General features: G+C 34.3%; 15 protein-coding genes. 12 read left to right on the top strand and 3 right to left on the bottom strand.

The genetic code is table 11. The annotated features are described in order from the left end of the window. Positions 1-32: 32 nt before the first annotated feature. Positions 33-560, bottom strand: a complete 528-nt coding sequence (gene smrB / locus A9G34_RS09135; RefSeq protein WP_034948573.1) for an endonuclease SmrB — start codon at positions 558-560, stop codon at positions 33-35. 6 nt (positions 561-566) lie between these two features. Next, positions 567-1205: an endonuclease III gene (nth, locus tag A9G34_RS09130; RefSeq protein ID WP_034948570.1), complete on the bottom strand. Its 639-nt coding sequence runs from the start codon at positions 1203-1205 to the stop codon at positions 567-569. Positions 1206-1474: 269 nt separating this feature from the next. Between nth and putP the strand changes: the two genes are divergently transcribed. The 11 genes from putP to adk all read left to right on the top strand — a co-directional run bounded on the left by putP (position 1475) and on the right by adk (position 12533). Then, positions 1475-2962, top strand: coding sequence for a sodium/proline symporter PutP (gene putP, locus A9G34_RS09125; RefSeq protein WP_176701016.1), 1488 nt, complete (start codon positions 1475-1477; stop codon positions 2960-2962). 56 nt (positions 2963-3018) lie between these two features. Further along, positions 3019-4290: a tyrosine--tRNA ligase gene (tyrS, locus tag A9G34_RS09120; RefSeq protein WP_202807487.1), complete on the top strand. Its 1272-nt coding sequence runs from the start codon at positions 3019-3021 to the stop codon at positions 4288-4290. A gap of 4 nt (positions 4291-4294) precedes the next feature. Continuing rightward, complete coding sequence (pdxY, locus tag A9G34_RS09115; RefSeq protein WP_034948559.1) at positions 4295-5161, top strand: pyridoxal kinase PdxY; 867 nt, start codon at positions 4295-4297, stop codon at positions 5159-5161. A 60-nt stretch (positions 5162-5221) separates the two neighbouring features. Further along, positions 5222-5653, top strand: coding sequence for a helix-turn-helix domain-containing protein (locus A9G34_RS09110; protein WP_034948556.1), 432 nt, complete (start codon positions 5222-5224; stop codon positions 5651-5653). Between the two features lie 88 nt (positions 5654-5741). After that, positions 5742-6851 (top strand): flavodoxin-dependent (E)-4-hydroxy-3-methylbut-2-enyl-diphosphate synthase, encoded by a 1110-nt coding sequence (gene ispG, locus A9G34_RS09105; protein ID WP_065569520.1) that lies wholly within the window; start codon positions 5742-5744, stop codon positions 6849-6851. Between the two features lie 24 nt (positions 6852-6875). Next, complete coding sequence (gene hisS / locus A9G34_RS09100) at positions 6876-8159, top strand: histidine--tRNA ligase (protein WP_065569519.1); 1284 nt, start codon at positions 6876-6878, stop codon at positions 8157-8159. Positions 8160-8177: 18 nt separating this feature from the next. After that, positions 8178-8909 carry a YfgM family protein gene (locus tag A9G34_RS09095; protein WP_034948548.1) on the top strand — a complete coding sequence of 244 codons (732 nt, stop codon included), beginning with the start codon at positions 8178-8180 and terminating at the stop codon, positions 8907-8909. Between the two features lie 26 nt (positions 8910-8935). Then, on the top strand, positions 8936-10108 hold the full coding sequence (gene bamB / locus A9G34_RS09090; RefSeq protein ID WP_065569518.1) for an outer membrane protein assembly factor BamB: 1173 nt from the start codon (positions 8936-8938) through the stop codon (positions 10106-10108). Between the two features lie 18 nt (positions 10109-10126). Beyond that, a complete protein-coding gene (gene der / locus A9G34_RS09085) occupies positions 10127-11596 on the top strand; it encodes a ribosome biogenesis GTPase Der (RefSeq protein WP_065569517.1) in 1470 nt (489 codons plus the stop codon). Positions 11597-11599: 3 nt separating this feature from the next. Beyond that, positions 11600-11851, top strand: a complete 252-nt coding sequence (locus A9G34_RS09080) for a YfgJ family double zinc ribbon protein (RefSeq protein WP_080715946.1) — start codon at positions 11600-11602, stop codon at positions 11849-11851. 37 nt (positions 11852-11888) lie between these two features. Further along, the gene (gene adk / locus A9G34_RS09075; RefSeq protein WP_034948540.1) at positions 11889-12533 is read left to right on the top strand and encodes an adenylate kinase; all 645 of its coding nucleotides are present in this window, start codon (positions 11889-11891) and stop codon (positions 12531-12533) included. A gap of 512 nt (positions 12534-13045) precedes the next feature. Here the strand turns inward: adk and ybeD are convergent. Continuing rightward, positions 13046-13315, bottom strand: a complete 270-nt coding sequence (gene ybeD / locus A9G34_RS09070) for a DUF493 family protein YbeD (protein ID WP_034948538.1) — start codon at positions 13313-13315, stop codon at positions 13046-13048. A 194-nt stretch (positions 13316-13509) separates the two neighbouring features. Between ybeD and gss the strand changes: the two genes are divergently transcribed. Continuing rightward, positions 13510-15387: a bifunctional glutathionylspermidine amidase/synthase gene (gene gss / locus A9G34_RS09065; protein WP_065569516.1), complete on the top strand. Its 1878-nt coding sequence runs from the start codon at positions 13510-13512 to the stop codon at positions 15385-15387. Positions 15388-15774: the final 387 nt, after the last annotated feature.

The following is a 15774-nucleotide window of genomic DNA, read 5'->3' as shown; positions in this document are numbered from 1 at the left end:
GATAACTCCTTTAAATTTTGTTAAGGAAAAACTCACTGGGTAATATCAAATAAGATTAATAATGCTGCACTGCCGCCAAACTCTTTCGGTGCTTGATGAAAACAAATAATATCTGGATGTTGAGCTAACCACATAGGTATTTGTTTTTTTAAAATATTTTTACCATGCCCATACATGATGCAAGCACAATATGCTCTTTCCCTCAAACAAGCAGTGATTAGTGCTGCAATTTCTTTTTTGGCTTCTTGCTGAGTTAATCCATGTAAATCTAAAAAAAATTCTGGTTCGTAAAAACCACGACGCAACTTTTTGATTTCATAGGGATCAGCATCATTTCTACTATAACGAATGGGATCTTCATGTAATAAAGGCTGATAATCATCAGAAAAATAAAATTCAGTATTAATTTCTTCAGTCTGCTGTTTTTGTTTATCGATAGCTTTTTGAGCAGATTTTTTGGGTTTAAAGATAACAGTATCTTGTTTTAATTTTTTAGTATCTCCAATACTATTTTTAAACAATTTTATGTCATCATAGCTTAATTTAAATTTATCAGACATTAATTATCACTCAGGGTAAACCTTTTCTTTATATTCACATAAATCTTCAATTACACACGCACCGCATCGAGGTTTTCTAGCAACACATGTGTAACGCCCATGTAAAATTAACCAATGGTGGCAATTTATTTTATATGCTTTTGGCACGACCTTAAGTAATTTTTCTTCAACAGCTTCAACTGTTTTACCTGGAGCAAAACCAGTTCGATTGCTGACTCTGAATATATGAGTATCAACAGCAATGGTAGGCCAACCAAAAGCAGTGTTTAATACTACATTAGCGGTTTTTCGTCCAACGCCAGGAAGTTCAATAAGTGCATCGAAATTTTCTGGTACTTCTCCTTGGTATTTGTCGACTAAAATTTGACACGTTTTAATAATATTTTCTGCTTTGCTATTATAAAGACCAATTGTGCGTATATAGCTTTTTAACTTATCTACACCAAGCATCAAAATTTTTTCAGCAGTATTGGCAATAGCAAAAAGTGGTTTAGTTGCTTTATTTACGCTAACATCAGTCGCTTGCGCAGAAAGTACCACGGCAATAAGTAATTCAAATGGTGTTTGGTAAATAAGTTCTGTAGTTGGATCTTTAATATGATCTTTTAGTCTTTCTAAAATTTGAATTCGAGTTGTTTGTTTCACAAAGAATGATAATTAAAATAGGCATGCTTTGTATTATATACTTTATTTGTATGATTTACATTTGTTTAATTTAAAACTTATATTTTTCCTTATTTTAAAATTTGTTAATCAATTTAGCCATAATTTTTTTAAATATTCTTGTTTTATAATTGAAAGGCTATTTTAATTTCCTACTTGTATATATTCATAGATCATCGTCTTTTTAGCATGTTGATTTTATGATAAGCTAGTTTACTATTTTATTTCTATAAACAGGGTTTTTTACAGATATGTCCTTACCAATGATTATCACCTTTTCTGTATATATTTTAGGCATGATTGCAATCGGTTTCTTTGCATTTCGATCAACACAAAATTTTGGTGATTATATTTTAGGTGGGCGTCGTATCGGTAGTGTTGTAACAGCACTTTCAGCTGGCGCATCAGATATGAGTGGTTGGCTATTAATGGGATTACCTGGTGCTGTTTTTTTGTTTGGTATCTCACAAAGTTGGATTGCAATAGGATTGATTATTGGCGCTTATTTAAATTGGTTACTCATTGCTGGGCGGTTACGCGTTTTTACTGAAATCAATCATAATTCATTAACTTTACCCGATTATTTTGCTCGTCGATTTGATGATAAAAGCTCACTTTTACGCATTATTTCAGCTGTCATTATTCTAATATTTTTTACTATTTATTGTGCTTCTGGTGTAGTTGCGGGCGCAAAGTTGTTTGAGAGTACATTTGGTATGAGCTATGGCTGGGCGATGTTAGCGGGTGCAGGTGCAACAATTGCCTATACGTTTATCGGTGGTTTTTTAGCAGTAAGCTGGACTGATACTATTCAAGCCAGTTTAATGATGTTTGCTCTCATTTTAACGCCAATTATGGTTATGGTGAATTCTGGTGGGCTTTCTGATGCATTGACATATATTGAATCGCTCAATTCAGATTATACTAATTTATTAGCTCATATGGATTTTATTGCCATTATTTCATTATTAGGTTGGGGGCTTGGATATTTTGGGCAACCTCATATTTTAGCCAGATTTATGGCTGCTGATTCACACGAAGTAATGAAAAATGCTCGACGGATTAGTATGACATGGATGATTTTGTGTTTAGTTGGAGCAATCACGGTTGGTTTTTTTGGTATAGCCTTTTTTGCTAATCATCCTGATTTAGCTTACTTGATTAACGATGGAAAGCATGAACGTATTTTTATTGAATTATCGAAATTACTTTTTAATCCTTGGATTGCCGGTGTTTTGTTGGCCGCCATTTTAGCGGCTGTCATGAGCACATTAAGTTGTCAGTTATTAGTTTGCTCAAGTGCTCTAACGGAAGATTTTTATCGTGCGTTTCTTAGACCAAAAGCAAAACAGAAGGAACTAGTTTGGGTTGGTCGTATAATGGTGCTACTAGTTTCAGTTATTGCTATTTTATTAGCTATTAACCCAAATAATAGTGTGCTTGATTTAGTGAGCCATGCTTGGGCTGGATTTGGGGCTGCGTTTGGTCCTATAATCGTATTTTCTGTTTTTTGGTCGCGTATGACACGTAATGGAGCACTAGCTGGAATGATAACGGGTACAGTAACTGTGTTGCTATGGATTAATTTTAATTGGTTTAATCTTTATTCTCTTATCCCTGGATTTTTATTTGCTTCTATAGCTATTATTATTTTTAGTCTTTTTGATAAAAAGCCAAACGAAATAGTAGCAGATCATTTTAAACAAGCGTATAAACGCTATCACAACAAAATAAATTAGAATAAATTTTATTTAAACTAGAATATAAATGTAATAAATTTAATAGGTAAAATATCATGACAAAAAATGTGATCAAACAACTACAAGAACGTGGGCTGATTGCTCAGCTTACTGATGAAAAAGCACTAATAGAACAAATTGAACAGAATCCTATTGCGCTTTATTGTGGTTTTGATCCTACTGCCGATAGTTTGCATCTTGGTCATTTAGTGCCATTACTTTGCTTAAAACGTTTTCAGTTAGCTGGTCATAAACCTGTTGCGCTTGTAGGGGGGGCAACAGGATTAATTGGTGATCCAAGTTTTAAAGCTGTTGAACGAAAACTTAATACTGAGGAAACAGTTATTGAGTGGAGTGAAAAGATTAAACAACAAGTATCACCATTTTTAGATTTTAATTGTGGTGAAAATTCAGCGATTGTGGCTAATAACTATGATTGGTTTAGCGGTATGAATGTGCTGACCTTTTTACGTGATGTCGGCAAGTATTTTTCAGTTAATTCGATGATCAATAAAGAGTCAGTGAAACAGCGTATTGATCGTGATGAGGTGGGTATTTCATTTACTGAATTTTCTTATAGCTTATTACAGTCTTATGATTTTGCCTGTTTAAATAAATCGCATGATGTTGTGTTACAAATTGGTGGTTCTGATCAGTGGGGGAATATTACCGCAGGTATTGATTTAACTCGTCGCTTACATCAAAAACAAGTTTATGGTTTGACTGTGCCGTTAATCACTAAATCAGATGGTACTAAATTTGGTAAAACAGAAAGTGGTGCAGTATGGCTTGATCCTAAAAAGACAAGTCCTTATAAATTCTATCAATTCTGGATAAATACTGCTGATGCTGATGTTTATCGATTCTTAAAATTTTTCACATTTATGCCTCTAAGTGAAATTGATGCATTGGAAGAAGAAGATAAAAATAGTGGTGTTGCACCACGAGCTCAATATGTACTAGCGGAACAAGTTACTCGCCTAGTTCATGGTGAAGAAGGGCTTGTTGCGGCAAAACGTATTACAGAAAGTCTATTCTCTGGCAAATTAACTGACTTATCTGAAGCTGATTTTGAACAGTTAGCTCAAGATGGCATGCCAACATTAGTTGTTGAAAGTAATGTTGATTTACAACAAGCTATTGTTAATGCACAGTTTGCTCCGTCAAGAGGTCAGGCTAGAACGATGATCGAATCCAATGCTATTTCAATTAATGGTGAACGTAACACAACAACAGATTACCGTTTTTTAGATAGTGATAAGCTTTTTAATCGTTATACTTTGCTTCGTCGTGGTAAAAAATATTACTGCTTGTTAATTTGGAGTTAATCTAATGAAAAATATTTTATCGATTCAGTCTCATGTTGTATTTGGTCATGCAGGAAATAGTGCGGCAGTATTTCCTATGCGTCGTTTAGGTGTTAATGTTTGGCCTTTAAACACCGTACAATTTTCTAACCATACTCAATATCGCCAATGGACTGGAACGGTAATGTCAGCATCTCATTTAACAGAGATCGCAGATGGAATTAATCAAATTGATGAACTAAAACGTTGTGATGCGGTGTTAAGTGGCTATATGGGATCACCAGAGCAAGGCAATGCTATTATCGAGATTGTTAAAAAGGTAAAAGCTGTTAATCCAGATGCGATTTATTTTTGTGATCCTGTAATGGGGCATCCTGAAAAAGGTTGTTTTGTTGCGCCTGGTGTAGCAGAGTTTTTATGTAATACCGCTTTGCCAATGGCCGATATGATGGCACCGAATATTTTAGAACTTGAAGAACTAAATAGTAAACAACGTATCAATAATGTTGAAGAAGCAATATTAGCTTGTAGGGAATTATGTAAAAAAGGTCCAAAAGTAATTTTAGTTAAACATTTAAGCCGTGCAGGATATAAAAATGATCGTTTTGAAATGTTGCTTGTAACTAAAGACGAAGCTTGGCATATTGACCGACCATTAGTTGATTTTGGCGTAAGGCAGCCAGTTGGCGTTGGTGATATGACCAGTGGACTATTTTTAGCTAATATTTTACTAGGAAAAACATTGATTGAAGCTTTGGAACATACTACTTCTGCGGTATATGCGGTGATGCTTGAAACCTTAAAACAAAATGAATATGAATTACAATTAGTAGCAGCTCAAAATGAAATTGAGAAACCAACACAATGGTTTAATGCAAAAAAAATTGATTAATTTTATAAATATGTAAAAATGGTAATAGTGTAAATAGTTAGAATTAAAAAATGAGGGGATATGGAAGACGATATTTCGTTGGGTAGGATGCTTTCCACTTTAAGGGAGAATTTGGGATTAACCCAAGAAGATATTGCTTGTAAAATTCATGTAAGAAAAGCTGTGGTGGTAGATATTGAAAATGACCAGTTAGTTCATGCCCCTCTTGTTTTTATCAAAGGTTATATTCGATCTTATGCGGAAATTGTCGGATTATCTGTTGAAGAATATCAGCATCATCTTGATAGTTTAGCCAAGCAATATGTATCTAATTCAATTAAAAACCATGCAATAAAGTATAAAAAAAGTAAACGTGGTAAAATTAGTTTATTTGTTTTTCTTTGTGTGCTCGGTGTGATCTTGTATTATGTTACCAAAGAAAGTAAAAGTAATTATGTTGAAGTTAGCCACTATATATCCCCATCATTATTATCTAAACATGTTAACAGTTAGCAAATTTTCTTACTCTCATACAGACATTTGCATTAAATCTTGTTAAGATTGCTGGTCAGTTATTTTGTGAAATGATTAGGTGTGTGTTATGAATCATCAGGATTCACCAATTATTCGACGAGAATCTACCCGAATTTATGTCGGTAAGGTGCCTATTGGTGGTGGTGCTCCTATTTCAGTTCAATCAATGACAAATACGCGAACAGTGGACGTAGAAAAAACGGTTGCTCAAATTCATGCGCTTGAACGTGTGGGTGTGGATATAATTCGTGTTTCTGTTCCAACGATGGATGCTGCAGAAGCTTTTAAATATATTAAACAGCAAGCAAAAGTCCCGCTTATCGCTGATATTCATTTTGATTATCGCATTGCTTTAAAGGTTGCCGAATATAGCGTTGATTGTTTGAGAATCAACCCTGGTAATATTGGAAATGAGTCAAGAATTCGTGCTGTGGTTGATTGTGCTAAAGATAAAAATATTCCAATACGCATTGGTGTGAATTCTGGTTCACTTGAAAGAGATATTCAAGAAAAATATGGTGAGCCTACACCACAAGCGATTGTTGAATCGGCGATGCGTCATGTTGATATACTTGACCGACTTAATTTTGATCAGTTTAAAGTCAGTGTAAAAGCATCTGATGTGTTTACTGCCGTTGATGCTTATCGATTATTAGCTAAGCAAATAAAGCAACCATTACATCTAGGTATAACTGAAGCAGGCGGTATTCGGAACGGTGCTATTAAGTCGGCCATTGGATTGGGATTGTTGCTATCAGAAGGCATTGGCGATACACTTCGAGTTTCCTTAGCTGCCGATCCTATAGAAGAGGTAAAAGTTGGATTTGATATTTTAAAATCGCTGCGTATACGGTCTCGTGGTATTAATTTTATTGCATGCCCAACGTGTTCTCGCCAAGAGTTTGATGTGATTAATACAGTCAATATATTAGAACAGCGATTAGAAGATATAGTTATACCAATGGATGTATCAATTATTGGTTGTGTGGTTAACGGTCCAGGGGAGGCATTAGCTTCAACTATGGGGGTAGCTGGAGGTCACAATAAAAGTGGTTTTTATGAAGATGGTGTACGTATTGGTCGTATTGATAATGAACAAATGATTGATGAGTTAGAAGCTAAAATTCGAGCCAAGGCATTGATAATTAAAAATAGAATTGCAGCAACTGAATTATAATTTTATTAAATAGCGAACAAATAAATGACAGAGAAAAAAATCCAATCTATAAGGGGAATGAATGATTTACTCCCTACAAATAGCGCAAGTTGGCAACAGATTGAAAAAATTGTCAAAGGTGTGCTTAATAGCTATGGCTATAATGAAATCAGAACCCCAATTGTTGAAGACACTGCGTTATTTAAACGAGCTGTTGGCGAAGTCACCGATATTGTTGAAAAAGAGATGTATACTTTCAATGACCGTAATGATGAAAGCATCACTTTACGCCCTGAAATCACTGCTGGTTGCGTTCGTGCGGGTATTGAACATGGCCTTTTTTATAATCAAGAACAACGTCTTTGGTATTTAGGTCCTGCTTTTCGTTACGAAAAGCCGCAAAAAGGACGTTACCGTCAATTCCATCAATTTGGTGTCGAAATATTTGGGCTTGAAGGACCAAATATTGATGCTGAACTTATTTTATTAACAGCTCGTTTTTGGAAAGCGCTTGGTATTGAAGCGCATACTTCTCTTGAAATCAATTCAATTGGTTCGCTTGAAGCTAGAGCAAATTATCGAAATGCTTTAGTTACCTTTCTTGAACAACATAAAAATAAATTAGATGAAGATTGTTTACGTAGAATGTATACTAATCCATTACGTGTTCTTGATTCTAAAAATTCTACTGTTCAAGAGCTGTTAAACCAAGCTCCTAAATTGTTTGACTATTTAGATGAAGAATCTAAATTTCATTTTGAAGGCTTATGTCGTTTATTGGATAATGCAGGAATTAAATATAAAATTAATCAACGATTAGTTCGAGGATTAGATTATTATAATCGTACGGTTTTTGAGTGGGTAACAAGCAGTTTAGGTGCTCAAGGAACAGTTTGCGGTGGTGGTCGTTATGATGGTCTGGTTAGTCAGCTTGGTGGGCAGGCAACACCTGCAGTTGGTTTTGCTATGGGTGTTGAACGTTTGGTATTGTTAGTACAAGCAGTCAATCCAGCGTTCAATTGTGATAATTCAATTGATATTTACATGATTTCATCGGGTGATGAAAAAACCATATCTGTGACGCAATGTATTGCAGAACAACTACGAGATGGTTTACCTGATAAGCGAATTGTAACAAATTATGGCACGAGTAACTTCAAGAAACAATTTGCTAAAGCAGATAAATTAGGTGCAAAAATAGCTGTTATTATTGGTGAAAACGAAATTATTAATCAATCAGTAACAATAAAAAATTTGCAAATTGGCGAACAAATAGAAGTTTCACAAAAAGAGATTGTTAAAGCTTGTTTAGCAATGATAAAGAGCTAATGGAAGTAGGAGAGAAAAGTGAATCAATATTTATCGAGTAAAGAACAATTTTGGACATTAAATCAGTTTTTTGCTAAAACATGGAAAATAATTGTTGCGATTATAGTAATAGGTTTGATGGTCTTTTATGGTTGGAATTACTGGCAAACAAACCAAGTTGAGAAATCTAGAAAATTATCAGAATATTATGAACAATTAATTGCTAAGTTGGATAAAGAAAAACCTGATTCTGTGAATGAATTAGTTAACTTTGCTAAAAGCAATAACACTATTTATAGTGTATTTTCTGATTTGTATGCAGCAAAATTCTATGTTGAGGTACTAAATGATTATGCCGGAGCACAGATCCTATTAACAGATGCTTTAACAAAAACTGATGTTGAGTCTATTCAAGCAATTATTAATATTCGAATTGCCCGCTTGCAGTATCAGCAAGAGAAATATGAAGAAAGCTTAACCACATTAAATCATGTAACAGATGAAGCTTGGGGACCTGTTGTCAATGAAGTTCGTGGTGATGTTTATGTCAAAATGGCTCGTTATGCTGATGCTGTTGACGCTTATAATGTTGCTCTAAATTCACCAATAATGATAGGATTGGAAGCAAATATCAAAATGAAGCTGAATCAGGCAGAATATTTAAAAGCAAAACAGTTTGACGAACAAGGCGTAAACGATACAGCAGTTAAAGAAAAAGCAGAACAAGAGGTTCGGTTAAAGAATTCAGAGACAGAAGACAAAACAAATTAATTTATCCTGCTATAAGGGTCTATACAATGAAGTTATCAAAATATCTTTTTACTGGTGTTTTCATGTTTTCACTCGCTGGGTGCTCTTTATTCGGTGGAGAAGAAGAAGTGGTTCAGATTTCACCTTCACCAACAGTAAACAACCAATTTTATATTCAACAATTATGGCGTAATAGTACTTTAGGTAATACCCATATTTATTCGTTATTAGGACCTATTAATTATAATAATATTATTTATGTAGCTAGCCGTAGTGGGCAAGTTAAGGCTATTGATTCAACTACTGGCAATACTATATGGGATGTTGATATATCTGAAAGTACACTTTTTAGTAGTAAAACTGCATTATTATCTGGCGGTGTAAATGCGGATGATAAATATGTCTATGTGGGTAGTGAACGTGCCAGAGTTTATGCATTAGATCGTAGCAATGGTAAAGTTGTTTGGGAAAAAAACGTAAAGGGTGAAGTGCTTGCACGGCCCGTATCTTCTGAAAATAAATTGATTGTTTATACAGCAAATGGGACTGTGCAGGGTTTAAATCGCGATACTGGTGAAGAAATATGGGATATAAATCTTGAAGTGCCTGCTTTATCATTAAGAGGAAATTCAACGCCGACAATCGCACATGGTGCAGCAATTTTTGGTGATGATAATGGGCGAGTAAATGCTAACTTTATTAAGAATGGTCAATTGATTTGGCAGCAACGTATTTCTCAACCATCAGGTTCAACAGAAATTGCAAAAATAAATGATGTTGATGCTACCCCTGTAGTTGAAGGTAATTTGGTTTATTGTGTTGGTTATAATGGCTATGTTGTTGCTTTGGACTTAAGTAATGGACACATAGTATGGCGTAAACAATTAGGATCTACACATACGTTAGCGATAGATTCCCAAAGATTATTTTTAGTAGATCAAGATGATAACGTCCAAGCACTTTCGAAAAAAGATGGCACCATACTATGGACGCAATCGGGATTTTTACATCGCCAATTAACTGATCCTGTTATTTATGATAATTATATAGTTGTTGGTGATTTTCAGGGGTATCTTTACTTATTAAATATCGAAAATGGTGAGTTAGCTGCTAAAACACACGTAAGTAGTAGTGGATTATTATCAACACCATTAGTTGTGGACAATAAAATAATTGTTCAAGTCAAAAATGGCGATATTTATACTTTCATAAAGAATTAAATTAATTAGAGAATAAGCATGGTACCTGTTGTAGCATTAGTTGGTCGTCCAAATGTTGGTAAATCAACTTTATTTAATCGGTTAACAAGAACACGCGATGCGTTAGTTGCAGATTTTCCTGGATTAACGAGGGATCGTAAATATGGAAGAGCTGAAATAAAGGGCCATGAATATATTGTAATTGATACTGGCGGTATTGATGGAAGTGAAGATGGGATTGAAAGCTTTATGGCAGAACAATCCTTACAAGCTATTGAGGAAGCTGATATTGTCCTTTTTTTAGTCGATTCCAGAGCTGGTGCAATGCCTGCTGATCAAGCTATTGCTAAACATTTACGTTGCCGCCAAAAAGCTACTTTTTTAGTGGCTAATAAAATTGATGGAATTGATGCAGATACGGCAATTTCTGATTTCTACGGTTTAGGTTTAGGTGAAATTCATCCCATAGCTGCAAGTCATGGTCGAGGTGTCAGTTCGTTAATTGAAACTGTATTAGATCCTATTTTCCAATTTGGTAATCATGAAGAAAATAGTAATTTTGATAATAATCAACAAGTAAATGATTTAACTGAATTATGTGATGATTTTGTTGATGAAACAGAATCATTAATCAATCAACCTATCAAAGTTGCTATTGTTGGTCGTCCAAATGTTGGTAAGTCAACACTAACTAATCGAATTTTAGGTGAAGATCGAGTCGTTGTATATGATATGCCAGGGACTACTCGAGACAGTATCTATATACCAATGAATCGAGATGATCGCGAGTATATCTTGATTGATACAGCTGGTGTACGTAAACGTGGTAAAGTTACTGAAGCAGTTGAAAAATTTTCAGTTATTAAAACATTACAAGCAATTGAAGATGCTAATGTAGTTATTTTAGTTATTGATGCCAGAGAGGGTATATCCGATCAAGACTTATCATTGCTTGGTTTTATTATTAATAGTGGGCGCTCACTTGTAATAGCCGTTAACAAATGGGATGGTTTATCACAAGATATCAAAGAGCAAGTTAAAACGACATTAGATGATAGATTAGATTTTATTGATTTTGCCCGTGTGCATTTTATTTCTGCATTACATGGAAGTGGGGTGGGTAATTTATTTGATTCAATTCAAGAGGCTTATGATTGTGCCACTCGTCGAGTGAATACCGCACTGTTAACTAAAATTATGCAAATGGCACAAGAAGATCACCAACCTCCTTTGGTTCGTGGTCGGCGAGTAAAACTAAAATATGCACATGCTGGTGGCTATAATCCACCAATTGTAGTTATTCATGGTAATCAGGTGGAAGATTTACCCGATTCATATAAACGTTATTTAATGAATTATTTTAGACGTTCATTAAAAATCATGGGATCACCAATTCGAATTCAGTTTAAAGAAGGGTCTAACCCATTTGAAGGTAGAAAAAATACTTTAACTGCATCGCAGCAACGTAAACGTCGTCGATTAATGAAGCATGTAAGAGGGCGAAATTAATTTATGTCAGGAAAATTAATGAATGATTCTGGGAAAGAAGGCCTTTGTCCAAAATGTCATCATAAAATGAGTGTTGTTTCGCCACAGAATTTTAATTGTCCTTATTGCAAGCAACATTATCTTGAACAGTATATTTGTCCGACTTGTTTGCAAAAAGCTCAAATGATCAAAGGCTGTGGAGCGGTTAATTATATTTGTCCAACTGATGGTTTAATATCCAGCAGTAATGTGATATTTCATTATTTACCAGAATAGAAGCTTTATTTATATTAAAGCCATAAGAGGTTATTTTATGCGAATTATTTTATTAGGAGCACCAGGAGCAGGAAAGGGAACACAAGCACAATTTATTATGCAAAAATATGGTATTCCTCAAATTTCAACTGGTGATATGCTGCGAGCAGCAGTAAAAGTAGGTAGTCCACTTGGTTTACAAGCTAAGGAGTTAATGGATGCCGGTAAACTAGTTACCGATGAACTCGTTATTGCGTTAGTTAAAGAACGTATTACACAAAGCGATTGCGCTAATGGCTTTTTGCTAGATGGGTTTCCTCGCACGGTTCCACAAGCTGATGCAATGAAAACAGCTGGCATAAATGTTGACTATGTGCTTGAATTTGATGTACCAGACGCAGTGATTATTGATCGCATGAGTGGGCGCCGAATTCATGCTCCTTCAGGTCGTGTCTATCACATTCGCCATAATCCACCAAAGGTTGAAAATGTTGATGATGTGACAGGTGAACCACTTACTATTCGCAAAGATGATAACGAAGAAATAGTTCGTAAACGTCTTGTTGAATATCACGATCTAACTAAACCACTTATTAGTTATTATCAGCATGAAGCCAAAGAAAAGCATACAAAATATTTCCGTATTGATGGGACCATGCCTGTGGCTGACGTAACAAAAGAATTAGTTAAAATTTTAGGATAGTTTATTTTATTAAAAGAGCAAGGTCGTATTAGGTGCCTTGCTCTTTTTTATTTTAAATAGATTATTGTGTGACGATTTTAACTATCTGATGTACATTGAAAATAATATGATCAATATTAATGGGTAAATGTATTATTTTTTGTTGCACCAAATTTTTACTTCCTTTATCGTTAAGTTACAGCTAAGTGGTTGAGATTAGATGGCTATCTAATAAACAAGCATACCTAATATTGAGTAAACCATTATCTATCTGTTTTACGACTAGATAGATATTAAAAGAATAAGCACCCCTTATATATTCTTTGCTAGTTTCAAATTAAAAAAGAACGGCATAGTATTATGTGCGATTAAAAGCGTGGGAAGTAGTTTGGTAGGTAAGTATGGAAATAGGATGAGTTGTTTGCACTGAATGTATAGTCTGTATGAATAACAATATTTTCTGGGTTCATTTTAGAGCCTTAAATGCCAAAATAAAGCTCTATTTTTCAAGAAAATTTTAATAAAATAAATTTTTATAAGACCATTCTTACAATATCAATCTCTCCTAATTCTTTATAGAGATTTTCAACTTGACCAATATGCGTTGCATTAATCGTAATTGATACAGAATGATAGTTGCCTTTGCTACTTGGTTTTACTGAAGGTGTATAATCACCAGGAGCATGACGTTGAATAACGGTGACCACTTTATCAACCAATTCTGGTTTTGCCTCTCCCATTACCTTATAAGTAAAAGAACAAGGAAAATCTAATAATTCATTTAATTTTGTCTTCTGTTGCATAATATTAATTTTCTCGTTTAATCGATATATTATATTACTATGATTGAATAGTTGATATATAGGCTCTTTGTTATTATTCAAGAGTAATTATGTATAAACTTTACTTCTTAAAGTAGATAATTTGAGCTATGAGGAGTAAAATTTATCAGAGTGGGATAAACACTATACTATTATTTTAAAAAGGGCAATATATCATGTTAGAACAGTCCAATAAAAAAGAACCTTTTGGTACATTGCTTGGTTATGCGCCAGGAGGTGTTGCAATTTATTCCTCTGATTATGAAAAATTAGATTCCATACAATATCCTGATGATGCTGCTTTTCGCAGTTATTCTGGTCATGAATATATGGGGTATAAATGGCAATGTGTTGAATTTGCACGACGATTTTTATTCTTAAATTATGGTATTGTTTTTACTGATGTTGGTATGGCTCATGAGATTTTTTCACTTCGCTTTTTAAGACAAGTGCTAAATGAAGCCATTTTGCCTTTACAGGCATTTGCAAATGGAAGCAAAAAAAAGCCGGAAGCAGGTGCTTTACTTATATGGGATGATGGCGGTGTTTTTGATCGGACTGGGCATGTTGCTATTATCACAGATGTATTTGAGGATAAAATTCGAATTGCCGAACAGAATGTTATACATACTCGTTTACCTATAGGCCAGTATTGGACGCGAGAACTAGTAATGATAGCCACAGATACTGGCTATGAGTTGCAAGATACATTTGATGATACTATCATTCTTGGTTGGATGATCCAAACCGAAAATACTGAATATAGTTTACCTCAACCCAATGTTTCTAAATCATTATTTGCTATTCATAGCGCTCATATTGAAAATCAAGGTCAATTTGATAGTGATTGGCTTGATGCAAAAGATTCATTAGAAAATGCTTATATACAAGCAGCAGGACATGCGATTAGTCACGATGATCATTATCGTTATTTCACTATTTCAGAAAGTGCTGAACAAGAACTAATTCGTGCAACCAACGAATTACATTTAATGTATCTGCATGCAACAGATAAAGTATTAAAAGATGATAACTTATTGCTTAACTTTAATATTCCTGAAATCTTATGGCCAAGGTTGCGTCTTTCATGGCAACAACGCCGATATCAAATGATATCCGGGAGATTGGATTTTTGTATGGACAAGCGTGGTTTAAAGGTTTATGAATATAATGCTGATTCCGCTTCTTGCCACACTGAGGCTGGTCCCATTTTACAGAAATGGGCGATTCAAGCAGGTCTAACAAAGGGGACAAACCCAAGTAGTGGCTTGTTAAATTCGTTGGCTAACAGTTGGAAGCATAGTGATGCGCAAGCTTTTATTCATATTATGCAGGATAATGATAGTGAAGAGAATTATCATGCTTTATTTATGCAAAAAGCATTAACCCAAGCTGGCTTTAATAGCAAAATTTTACGTGGACTTAATGGACTAAAATGGGATAGACAAGGTCGATTAGTTGATGATGAAGGTAGACAAGTGACCTGCGTTTGGAAAACTTGGGCATGGGAAACTGTATTAGAGCAACTTCGTCAAGAAAGTGAAGCTCAAATAGCTGGATTACCTATTCGAACATGGCATCCTGAAAATTCAGTCAGATTGATTGATGTACTTTTACGACCAGAAGTAACAGTTTTCGAACCGTTATGGACAGTTATTCCAAGTAATAAGGCTATTTTACCGGTATTATGGTCTTTATTTCCTAATCATCGTTATTTATTAGAATCTACATTTGAACTCAATGAAAACTTAATAAAAAAAGGCTATGCGATAAAACCTATTGCTGGACGTCGTGGTAGTGATATTCAATTGGTAAGTAGTAAAGAACAGATTCTTGATAAAACAGTTGGAAGATTTGCAAAACAAGAAAATATCTATCAAGAATTATGGTGTTTGCCAAAAGTTGATGACTGCTATCTTCAGATATGCACATTTACTGTCGGTGGGCATTATGGTGGGTCTTGTTTGCGTTCTGATCATTCTTTGGTCATCAAAGGTGAAAGTGATATGCAGCCATTGCGAGTTCTAACTGATGAAGAGTTTTTAAAAGAATAAATATAGTTGTAGTTATTTTATCAATAATAGCTATTTCAATATTAAAGTAGTTAATGACTTTCACGATGATTATTTATTAATAGCTAGAATCTAATAATAGAAAGGATTATATGAACTGATAGGTTAGTGTGTTTTTTTACAATTCAAAGGATATCATGTGGGTAAAAAATACAATTCTTAGTTTAAACAAGAAGCTATTAATTTATCCTCACTAGTAGGCAAAGTTATCGATAAATGGTTGATTAATAATTTAGATATAAATAACAAAAATATTTGTAATTAAATGTGTCAGAAGATAAATAATTAAACGCAACTAAAATATAATCTCTGTCTTGATGAATAGTATGGTAGATAAACCGATTAAGGCATTTTGGGGTAGCTACATAT

It is taken from the genome of Gilliamella sp. Choc4-2 (genome assembly GCF_001690355.1).
Lineage (GTDB): Bacteria > Pseudomonadota > Gammaproteobacteria > Enterobacterales > Orbaceae > Gilliamella > Gilliamella apicola_A.
The sequence above is the reverse complement of the archived record's forward strand: the minus strand, read 5'-3'. Positions and strand labels throughout refer to the sequence as shown.